The sequence below is a fragment of the Acidithiobacillus ferriphilus genome, assembly GCF_018854775.1.
Classification (GTDB): domain Bacteria; phylum Pseudomonadota; class Gammaproteobacteria; order Acidithiobacillales; family Acidithiobacillaceae; genus Acidithiobacillus; species Acidithiobacillus ferriphilus.
Genome location: NZ_JAAZTY010000043.1, coordinates 1 through 10407 on the forward strand (window position 1 = coordinate 1; position 10407 = coordinate 10407).

The window sequence follows — 10407 nt, forward strand, 5'->3', positions numbered from 1 at the left end:
GGAGTGCGGTCAGTGATTACGGGTAAGGCGATGAGAGAACGCGCTCAATACCGCTACTGTTGGCAGGTGCGTTTTGCAGCACCGGAAGTAATCAATTCCTACCACGAGCACCCCGACTATGTGGCCTTCACCAACCGGCGTTTCCGACCTGTGGCCGACCGAGAAATCAGTATCGACTACGCCATGGAAAGCCTATGAAAATCATTCAACAAATAACAATAATCACACCATTTCTGCTGGTATTATCGGCAATCATTATATTATTTTTCCTGCCTTCAAAACGCAGAATGTCTGCACGGGTCAGCGTGATCGCCACCTTGTTCACTTTCTTTCTGTCGCTGGGCATGCTCGGCTACTATGTGGTCGCTGGCCATTCGCAAGTGGTATATATCGGTATCCATTGGGGCAGCATCTGGTTGGATCCCCTCAGTTTGATCATGTGGGTATTTGTCAGTGGAATTAGTGTTCTGGTACACATGTACTCGGTACGGTACATGGTTGAAGAGCCGAACTATACACGGTTCTTTGCCTTATTGGATTTAATGACTGCGATCATTCTGTTCATGGTTTCTGCGGCAGATTTGGTTACCTTGCTGGTGGCCTGGTTCTTCGTCGGTGTGGTTCTTTATTTTCTCCTCGGCCATGATACCAACCGACCCGCAGCGGGGCGCTATGCCTTCTGGACACAAATCACTTACCGGGCAGGCGACTTGCCGCTTTGGTTCGCTGCATTTGTGTTGATCAAAACCTATCATTCCATATCCTTGCCGGTTATTTTTGCGCAGATACGGATAAATCCCCACCTTCATACTTTTTGGGGACTATCTATTCCGGAGCTGGTGGCTTTTCTTCTGGCTTTTGCGGCTTTCGCCCGCTCTGCACAGTTTTTACTCCATGGATGGTTGCCTTATACCATGGACGGACCGACCCCGGTTTCCGCGTTGATGCACGCAGGTATCGTCAATGCCGGTGGATTTCTTTTTAATCGTTTCGCGCCGGTTTTCGAGTATGCGGGCGGCGCTCTGCACATGGCTTTCATAGTGGGATTGGTCACGGCGATTATCGGTTCGGCCATGATGTTGATTCAAAATGATGTGAAACGCTCTCTGGGCTATTCCACCATGGGGCAGATGGGTTTCATGGTCATGGAGTGCGGCGTGGGCGCTTTTCCCCTCGCCATTTTTCATCTGATAGCCCATGGTTTTTTCAAGGGCTCGATGTTTCTGGGTGCGGGAAATGTCATCGGTGAAGCACGTGCCCACGATGGCGTACCCCCCGATTCCATCTACACCGCCATTGTCGAGCGGCGACCGGCGAAGCCTTCCCGCCTGCCTTGGCTCGCGGCGGCGGCTCTAACCATTCTAGTGCCGGCGGCGGTTTTGAGCCTGTCCCATTTCTTTGTGTCTTCGGGATTGCTTTACGAGCAGGGCGTCGTCATTCTTCTGTTTTTCGGCTGGGTAACTGGAGCGCAGGCACTATTTGCAACCCATAAGATGACCCACACTAATCCGTGGCGGCTGATGGGTGGGATATTAGGATCGTTCGTGCTCATTGTGATTGGTTACACTCTGATCAGTCATTATTTTAGTAGTTTTCTCTACCCGCATGACGTCAGTCAAAAGCTTTATGCCGCCGCCAGTATTAATGCATTCGCTTTCGATACGCTGGTCATTTTTCTTGCCTTTTTATTCGTTGGCGGCTGGGCACTGACTTTCTTTGCCGATTCTTCCGGCTGGTGGGACCGTGTCGACAAGGGAGGTTGGCGCGGAGCTTATCTTTCGATGTATGCCCTGCTCTCCAGGGAATTATATGTGAACGATCTTTATGCAAGACTGACGCAGCTTCTCTTGGTTTTTTCGCATCGCTTGAATATTTTGTTACGGTGGTGCTGATATGGATATCTTGGTCTGGATCATGGCCGGGACATTGCTTCCGTGGTTTCCGTTAAGCTGGATTTTTAACAAGCTGCTTGCCAGCGCTCCGGGATTCTGGGCTCAGGCTCTGGCTATTCTGGTGTTTCCACAATTGGGTTTGCTGCTTTTGATATATTCCGGAGCGTGGCAGGCATTACCGGTTGGGCTGGACTCCAACTTGCGCGGCGTGGCGCTTTTTACGGCAGTGTTCTACGCCTTTCGTGCGGCTAGTACCCGTGAAGTGCAGGTCTGGGCTCGACTGATGACGACGTCTGGGCTCGCACTGACCTGGTTGCTGCATGGGCAGAACCTGGATCCCCTGACTCTACAGTCATTTGCGTTGGCTTGGTCGATCCCCGGCGCGCTGATGCTGGTGTGGGCAGGGCTTCTCGAGCAGCGGATGGGGGGTGCCTATCTGGGGCTGAGGGGTGGACTGACGACGGTCTTACCCCGTCTTTCCGCGCTGATCACGCTCACCGCCCTCGCGGCTTCGGCGACGCCGATTTTCCCCACTTTTTTCATCCTACTCCACGTGGTAAAGGCTCTGCCGTTGGCATGGATTCCAGGGGGACTTCTGGTTTTGTTGCTTTGGGGCTGGGCCGTAGGACGGTTTTTGCAGGATTTACTCTTCGGTATCTACCGAGGTGAGTTACTTGAGGATCTGACAGTGGGCGGCACCTGGTTGGGCGGCCTCGTTCTGGGACTATTTGCGGTTGGAGGCATTTTTTGGGGGGGCGCATGGATAATGAATTAACCTTGGGCGACCGGCTCAAAGTTCGTTCGATGATTTATGTGGCCAGTGAACCAATTCCGCGGTTCTGGCCGATGCGCACCTTCATTCATCACAACCCGCTTTTTGGTCTTGAGCATCTGTCTTTTGAAGCAGCGATAGAAGAAGCCAACACGCTTTTCCACGGTCGTGGATATCTTTCAAGAAGTCAGTACCAAGAATATCGCCTTGCCGGAAAAGTGGATGATGCCAAGCTTGAAAAGTATCTTGATGATTTCTTGGGCGCGCTTCCCGGGGTGTTGCCCGGCGTGGCGCTCCGGAAGTGGCTCTGGTCTTTACTGACGGTTTGTCAGAGTGAGCAGGTGGTACCGAAAGCGGACTGGCTCAACGGACAACTGCTTCATGATGTTCTGCATGGTCGATCAACGACCGTGAATAGGGACACGCAGCAGCTTCGGCTTGGTGTGATACTCGCTGATAAAATTGCTCCGGATGGTCCGGTTTACGCCAACATTGATCGTCTATTTGGAACGGGTATCGGTCAAACCTTGGACGAACTTCTCATCAAGAGTTGTCTGGATTTTTTTGATGAGGGGCAATCCGCCTGGCAGGCACCGGGACGTGACCGTGGATTTTTTGCTGCCTGGAAGGAAGTGGCGCAGCACAATGTGCGTTTCTTCTTGCGTGGATTGCAATTGCGGCAGCTGCTGGAATCTGGAGAGACTCCCGAGGGAATGGTCGCGCACATCCTGAAACGGCTCAAAGTGCCTGAGGAGTCCTGGCAGAGATATATCACTCGACAATTGACTCGCCTGCATGGGTGGGCCGGGTTCATTCGCTATCGGAGCTCGGCAAGACGTTACTATTGGGCGGAGCGGTTTCCGGCGGATCTAACGGATTTTCTGGCGGTGCGGATGGTTCTGGGGATGGCGCTTCTGCAGGAGGCGGTCCGGCATCATGATTGTCCGGCGAACGCCGAGGCGGTGCAGGCATTTGTTCATGCCGATCCCCTGGGGGCTTATTTGCGTCTTGAACTACATACCGGATCCATCCTCCCGGCGTGGGCCCATCGTGTCGAGGATGTTCTGGCTCGCCGCCGTCGCCCCAGTTTTGAAAAACTCGCCCATGCCTATATGGATAACAAATCCCGTTGGGAGGGCGAGCGTCAGGCGTCCCATCTGCGTCGACTGGCCGCGACCATGGGTGGAGATGCGGAGGAAGAGCTGATGGCGATGACTCCTGCGCAATTGGACAAATTTATGGAGGTTGTGCGTACTTGGGAGAAGGGAGAGGGTTTTGTCTGGCTGCGCTCCATGGAAACGCATTACATCAAGGCGCTGATCAATCAGGTCAATATTCCCAAAGCCTCGGCTCCGCCAGTAGACAGACGTCCCTTTGCTCAGGCCATGTTATGTATTGATGTGCGCTCCGAGCCTATGCGTCGGCATCTGGAGGCTGTTGGTGATTATGAGACATTTGGCATCGGTGGCTTTTTTGGCGTTCCGATCAGTTTTTTGGGATACGGCAAAGGCACTGAGGTACACCTTTGTCCTGCGATTCAAACCCCCAAAAACCTGGTTCTCGAGATCCCTGCAGCGCTGGAGCTCGAAGAGGAGCCTCTTTATGGCGCTCTGGAACATGTCCTGCACGACCTCAAGGAATCTGTGCTTTCACCGTTTGTGGCCGTTGAAGCCGTCGGTTTGATATTTAGTCTCGGATTGATCGGCAAGACTGTGGCACCGCTTATTTATCACCAGCTGCACGATCGTCTGCATGCGGATAAACCCGTTACGCGCCTGCTACTGGATAAGCTGAGTCATGACCAGGCGGATTCTATTTTGCGTGCGGTACAACGTGCCATGATTGTTCGTGCCTTGATCAAGGAGTGGAACATACCCCGTGATCAGGTGACCGATGATGATGTCCGGCAATTGCGGGAAATTGCCCTCGAAAATGCACAGGGCCCCAGCGACTTGGCGCAGAGGCGACATATTGGCGATCAGGAGGAAACGGCATTTATCCAGAAGCTTCGTGATATCTATCGGGTAGAGCGTCATGAAATGAGTTTGCAGATGGAGCGCCTCGGACGCATCGGCTTTAGTGTGGATGAACAGGTTCGTTATATTTCTCAATCGCTTCTTTTGGTTGGGCTGAATCGTAATTTCTCCCGTTTTGTACTGATGGTGGCGCATGAAAGTCAGACCCAAAACAATCCTTATGAATCAGCTTTGGATTGTGGAGCCTGTGGTGGCGGTAAGGGCCTCCCCAATGCGCGTGTTTTTGCCGCCATGGCCAACAAGCCGGAAGTCAGGCGACGTCTACGTGACTTAGGTATAGTCATTCCAGAGGATTCCTGGTTCATCCCCGCCGTTCACAACACCACGACGGACGCGGTCGATCTCATGGATATCGATTTGTTACCGGCCCGGCATCTGCTCTATCTGGAGCGTTTGCGTAATGGTCTTTCTGCTGCCTCCCGACGCTCGGCAGCAGAACGTATGCCCACCTTGGGTGGTTCTGGACGCTTGGCTGAGGAACCTTACGCGGCGGCAATGATGGCTCGACGGCAGGCGCATGACTGGTCTCAGGTGCGTCCGGAGTGGGGGCTGACCCGGAATGTCTATGCGATTGTGGGCAAACGCGAACTGACAGAAGGGTTGAATCTGGAAAGCCGGGCTTTTCTGCATTCGTACGACTATCGCCTTGATCCCAAGGGACGTCTTCTGGAGACGATTTTGTCCAGTCCTATGGTGATCGGCGAATGGATCAACCTGGAACACTATTTTTCGGTGGTAGATACCGAACACTATGGTAGTGGTAGCAAAGCGTATCATAATGTGGCCGGCAGATTTGCGGTGATGACCGGTAATCAGAGTGACTTGCGTACCGGCTTGCCTACCCAGACCGTCCTCAAGGACGGTAAACCTTATCATGAACCGGTACGTCTGATCGTGCTCGTGGAAGCGCCGCTGCCCTTTGTTCAGAAAGCGGTCGGTAATTTGGTGAAAATTAAGGCGCTGGTGGGCGGTGCCTGGGTGCGAGTCATTATTATGGACCCGGAAGACGCGTATCGTGCCTATGTGCTGGATGATGGCGCGTTCCGCTTGCAGGAACGATCCGAGTTGTCAATGAGTCAGCCCCTTACGGAGGATATTGCGTGAAAACCCTGAATCTGAGCCCACTGAAGAAGTTGGAGATCATCATGGAAGGTGCCCACAAAGACTTCGCTACGGATCTGTTAGATCGTGCTGGTGTAAAGGGATACACCATTGTCGGCAATCTTTCCGGAAAGGGCAGTCACGGTATTTATGATGGGCATGTCATGTTTAACGAAGATGATGTGTTGATCATGATCATTGTGGCTGTTCCAGAGGAGTTGGTGCCTCCCATCCTGGAAGGCTTCGCCCCTTTCTTCGAGAAGCACACTGGAGTGGTTTTCGTGACCGATATTCAGGTCAGCCGCCTGGTGAAGTTCAAGAATTAACCATCAATCAAGCGGTGGCCCCGAAGAGGTGTACCGCGCTTCATCCTGCCGTAGCTCCCCGCTCACATACGCCTTGAGCAACAAGCGATAGCCAGAGAATCTGCGCTGTGGTGCGATCTCTTTCAGGGATTCCACGAACAGCAGGTGTCCTGCCGTACGCCGGATTTCGTGGATCTGGGCGCGTTGGACAGATTGACCAGCCTCTGAAGTTTGGAAGGGGCTGTTGGTCGGCGACCAGAATAGATTACGTATTTTCCTTATATTGTTGGGGTGTTGGTTGTAGTGGTCGACGATTTCTGCCTTGATAAAATGAATCATTATCGGTATTCTGATACGGTAATGTTAATTAATACAGCAGATTGTGCACAAGGTAATTTTTTAAGATAATCGGATAAGCGTAGTCCATATCACGACGATCTTTGTGAATGAAAACATCCCATCTATAATGAACAGGAGAGTATATGCGATTGCCGAAAACACCCCAAATACCATTCCATAATAAATATGGAAAACGCACAATACTTGTTTTTGTTTTCGTATTTCCCGTATGGATGGCATCCATCACCGGCGCCATGGCCAAAACTTTGAAGCCCTGGTCTGGTAGCGCCGCGTTTGGGCTTTCCAGTGCCACTGGAACATTCCCTTCTTTAAATCTCAATAGTCATGATTGGGTGCGTTGGCAAAAGCATCATTGGCAAGATCGAGCACACGTGAGTTACAATTACACTGCCGCATCGTCGGCTATTTATGCCAACCGCCTCGTGTTGGGAAACCAAACTCGATATTACTTTAAACCAAAGATTCGCTACGTTTTCGCCAATATCCGCTATGATCGCAATCAATTTAATGGATACTTTTACCACCTGACAGAAATTATAGGCGAAGGTAATGTCATACATTTAAATAAGACCATGTCCTTAGATTACCAAGGAGGTATCGGTGCTCAGGAAGATCAACCCATAGGTCAGAAACATCAAATAAGTCCAGCCGTCCGGCTGGCGATTAATTATCGATGGCACCTGACCCATCACGCAACTTTCAAGGAAGCTGTAACTACGCTACTATCAACAGCCAACAATAATACTTATGAATCGATTACCAGCCTTGAATCCCAACTGTATGGAAATTTTAATTTACAATTATCTTATACCGCCTCATATAATGAGTTTCCCGTGATCAGCTATTATAAAAAATTCAATACCATTACTACGGCGGATTTGATGTACCACTTTTAGTAACTCGTAGATGTGCCCGTTAATAGCCTGGCTGGTGTTGCGCCCAATGCACGGGCGGCAATTGACTGAGTAGATGCGGATTTTCCCACCCTGCTTGGCGGTGCTCAATGAGTATATCGGTGGTGATGCCGCCGCGCACATACCAGCGTCCCAATAGGCGCAAATAACGCGGGTTGATCAGATGGATCAGATTGTCAGCGATGCGGTTGGTCATGGCCTCGTGAAAGGCGCCTTCGTCGCGAAAGCTCCAGAGATAAAGTTTGAGGGATTTCAGCTCGACATTGTGCTGATCCGGGATGAAATCCAGCATAAAGTGCGCGAAATCTGGTTGTCCAGTCAGGGGGCAGAGGCAGGTAAATTCGGGCAGATCCATGTGCACGACATAGTCACGCTCGGGGTGAGGATTAGAAAAACGCTCTAAAGTTTTGCTGGGTTGACTGGGCATCTGGAACTCCTCATTATCTGTGCTTCACCGATTCGGCATACTATAGCAAGAATATCCCTTCATGCGCCTCTCGGCCATTATTCTCCAAGGCTTTAAATCCTTCCGCGAAAACACGCGCATTCAGTTCGACGCCAATCCGGTGGTGATCGTCGGGCCTAACGGTTGCGGCAAATCCAACGCGGTCGACGCCTTGCGCTGGGTGCTCGGTGAATCCTCGGCGCGCCAGCTGCGTAGCGGCGTTCTGAGCGATGTGATTTCCAATGGGGGCGACAGTCGCCCGGCCGCCCCAATGGCGATGGTCGAGTTGCGTTTTGATAACAGTGATGGCGCGGCCCCCGGCGCTTTTGCTGAGACGGCCGAAATCAGCGTCAAGCGCAGTCTGGATCGCAAGGGCGACGGCCATTACCGGATTAACGGTGCCCGCTGTCGACGGCGCGATGTGGGCGACTTGTTTCTCGGCACGGGACTCGGCGGTAATGCTTATGCCATCGTTGAGCAGGGGACCATCGGGCGCATTATTGAAGCGCGTCCGGACGATTTGCGCGCCATTCTCGAAGAAGCAGGCGGCATCAGCCGTTACAAGGAGCGTCGCCGGGAAAGCACACAACGCATTGCTGAAACACGGGAGCACCTCCAGCGTTTGCACGATATTCACGGCGAGATGGATGGTCAATGGCAACGCTTGCAGCGGCAAACCCAGGCGGCGCAAAAGTTGCGCGCTCTACGGGTAGAGGAGCGTCAATGGCAGTGGTGGAGCGTGGCCCTTCGCGTGGAGCTTCTCGAAACGGAGCAGCAACAGACCGCGGTGCGGCGCGCAGCGCTGCAAGCAAGCCATCAGCAGGAAGAACGGCATCTTATCGCTGCGACGCAATTGCTGGACCAATTGCGCGTGGAAGAACGTCATGGCCAGGACGCCATCGCCGTCGCCCAAGGCGAACTGTATGAGGTGCAGGCCCGGCAAAGCGATGTGATGCATCGGCTTCGGGAACAGCAGGCGGCGATCCAACGTTGTCGGAGTGGAGTGGATCAGCAGCGGGCACAGCAACAGAAAATCCAATCTGAACAAGCACGTCAGACGGAGAGCGAAAGTCAGCGGCAGCAGCGGTTGCAGACGTTGGCCGCAGATCAGCACGCGCTGATCGAAGAAGAAGAGCGTGCCCGACGCGAACGGCAGGAAGCGGAGCGCGAGCTTGAAAAACAGGATCAGGAACGTCAGCAACAGCAGCAGGCTTTGGCGGAACTGCGTCGCAAAAGGGACGTAACGACGGCGCAAATCCGTGAACTGGAGCCGCGCCTGCAGGATATTGAACGCCGCTTGCAACAGCAGTCTGCGGAAACATCTTCAGAACGCCCCGCTTTGACAGCCTTGGAAGCGCGTTGTGAATCCCGGGAAATGTCGTTAAAAGAGGCCGCGACCGTGCTTCAGGGGCAACGTGATGCCCTGGAAACGGCTCAGGCCCAAGCCGCTGCTTTGCGCGAACCCCGCGATACTGCGCAGGCCAGGGTGCAGGAGTACGGGGCCCGGCAAAAGGCGCTGGAGAGTCTGCTGCGACGGCTGCAAAAACCGGCTGTGAACAATGACACGGCGAGCACCCGACTGGTGGACCAGATACAGGTGCGGCCTGGCTGGGAACATGCGGTGGAGGTGGTGTTGCGTGGTCGCCTGCACGCCGCCGTGATGGAAGGCGACAGTACGGTCGCTGAGGGCAGCATATTGTGGAAGAGCGCGGCGTTACCACCCGACTTGCCGCAAGATGCACTGGTACGGGCCTTGGAAAGACCAGAAACTTTGGGCCTGGGGCTAAGTGACTGGCTGTGGGGACTGCGCATGGCTCCGGATTTGACCTGCGCCCTCGGTCAGCGTCAACAATTGCAGGCGGGGGAAGCCTGGATTACGCCACAGGGTATATTGGTGCATCGCTCGGGGATGGAATATCCAGAACATGAAGATGGCGCCAGTCTGCTGCAATGTCGCCGCGAGCTGGCGGAAAATAGCGAGCGTTTTCGTCAGGCGCAGGTCGAGGCCGCGACCGCACATGCTGCATTGGCGGACGCCGAACAACGGGCACGGGCCGCACAGGAGCAACTCCGAACGGCAGATGGCCGCTGGCAAACCTTGAGTCGGCAAAGCGCTCAGGAGCGGGAATCCCTCGTCCGTCTGCGCAGTCGGGTGGAGGCCGAAGATCGACAACGGGCAGAACGCGTTGCTGAGTTCGGGCGACTCAGTAACGAACGGGCCACATTAGAAGCACGGATGCAGGGATTGCGTCAGGATTTGGCTGTCGATGAACGCGGCTGGCAGGATTTGGAGCAGTCGGTACAAAACGCGCAGCGGATGACCGATGAGTTGCGGCGCCGGACAGGTGAATTGCGTGCGGCCTATGGTCGCTCGCGGGACAAACGCCAGTCGTTGGAAGTCCAGCGACAGCGCTTGCAGGCTGAGTCTGAGGCCGCCGTTGCCCGTGCCGTAGATCTGCAACAGCAAAGGGATCACTTTGCCATGGCGGCGGCTCAGGGAGACGAGGAGCTTGCCCGCCTGCAAGCAGAGTTGCCGGAAATGGAGGCGGCACTGGAGGTGGTGGCGGGTTTACGGGCCGAGC

9 protein-coding genes are annotated in these 10407 nt (G+C 53.9%); 7 read left to right on the plus strand and 2 right to left on the minus strand.

The window, feature by feature from the left end:
* From HF921_RS03725 to HF921_RS03745, 5 genes are all read left to right on the plus strand, one after another.
* Nucleotides 1–198, plus strand: a 198-nt coding sequence (locus HF921_RS03725; protein WP_215893335.1) for a Dabb family protein, incomplete at its 5' end; no start/stop codon positions are given.
* 89 nt (nt 199–287) lie between these two features.
* Entirely contained in the window at nt 288–1892 is a 1605-nt protein-coding gene (locus tag HF921_RS03730; RefSeq protein WP_226834320.1) for a proton-conducting transporter transmembrane domain-containing protein, read from the plus strand.
* A gap of 1 nt (nt 1893) precedes the next feature.
* Nucleotides 1894–2667, plus strand: coding sequence for a hypothetical protein (locus HF921_RS03735; protein ID WP_064217675.1), 774 nt, complete (start codon nt 1894–1896; stop codon nt 2665–2667).
* A complete protein-coding gene (locus HF921_RS03740) occupies nt 2652–5804 on the plus strand; it encodes a DUF2309 domain-containing protein (protein WP_215893336.1) in 3153 nt (1050 codons plus the stop codon). Before HF921_RS03735 ends, HF921_RS03740 begins: the two co-directional genes overlap by 16 nt.
* The gene (locus HF921_RS03745) at nt 5801–6127 is read left to right on the plus strand and encodes a P-II family nitrogen regulator (RefSeq protein ID WP_155735160.1); all 327 of its coding nucleotides are present in this window, start codon (nt 5801–5803) and stop codon (nt 6125–6127) included. The genes HF921_RS03740 and HF921_RS03745 overlap by 4 nt, the downstream gene beginning before the upstream one ends.
* Nucleotides 6128–6130: 3 nt before the next feature.
* Here HF921_RS03745 and HF921_RS03750 read toward each other — a convergent pair whose 3' ends face one another.
* On the minus strand, nt 6131–6445 hold the full coding sequence (locus HF921_RS03750; RefSeq protein ID WP_215893337.1) for a hypothetical protein: 315 nt from the start codon (nt 6443–6445) through the stop codon (nt 6131–6133).
* A gap of 143 nt (nt 6446–6588) precedes the next feature.
* On the opposite strand from HF921_RS03750, the gene HF921_RS03755 reads away from it, so the two are divergent.
* The gene (locus tag HF921_RS03755) at nt 6589–7362 is read left to right on the plus strand and encodes a DUF481 domain-containing protein (RefSeq protein WP_155735161.1); all 774 of its coding nucleotides are present in this window, start codon (nt 6589–6591) and stop codon (nt 7360–7362) included.
* A gap of 19 nt (nt 7363–7381) precedes the next feature.
* On the opposite strand, the gene queF is transcribed toward HF921_RS03755, so the two are convergent.
* Nucleotides 7382–7807, minus strand: coding sequence for a preQ(1) synthase (gene queF / locus HF921_RS03760; protein WP_064217678.1), 426 nt, complete (start codon nt 7805–7807; stop codon nt 7382–7384).
* A gap of 61 nt (nt 7808–7868) precedes the next feature.
* Here queF and smc point away from each other — a divergent pair.
* On the plus strand, nt 7869–10407 hold a 2539-nt coding region (smc, locus tag HF921_RS03765; RefSeq protein WP_215893338.1), incomplete at its 3' end, for a chromosome segregation protein SMC.

Coding starts and splice junctions, on each gene's coding strand:
- HF921_RS03730 (WP_226834320.1), top strand. CDS start 288: ATGTCTGCACGGGTCAGCGTGATCGCCACCTTGTTCACTTTCTTTCTG.
- HF921_RS03735 (WP_064217675.1), top strand. CDS start 1,894: ATGGATATCTTGGTCTGGATCATGGCCGGGACATTGCTTCCGTGGTTT.
- HF921_RS03740 (WP_215893336.1), top strand. CDS start 2,652: ATGGATAATGAATTAACCTTGGGCGACCGGCTCAAAGTTCGTTCGATG.
- HF921_RS03750 (WP_215893337.1), bottom strand. CDS start 6,445: ATGATTCATTTTATCAAGGCAGAAATCGTCGACCACTACAACCAACAC.
- HF921_RS03755 (WP_155735161.1), top strand. CDS start 6,589: ATGCGATTGCCGAAAACACCCCAAATACCATTCCATAATAAATATGGA.
- queF (WP_064217678.1), bottom strand. CDS start 7,807: ATGCCCAGTCAACCCAGCAAAACTTTAGAGCGTTTTTCTAATCCTCAC.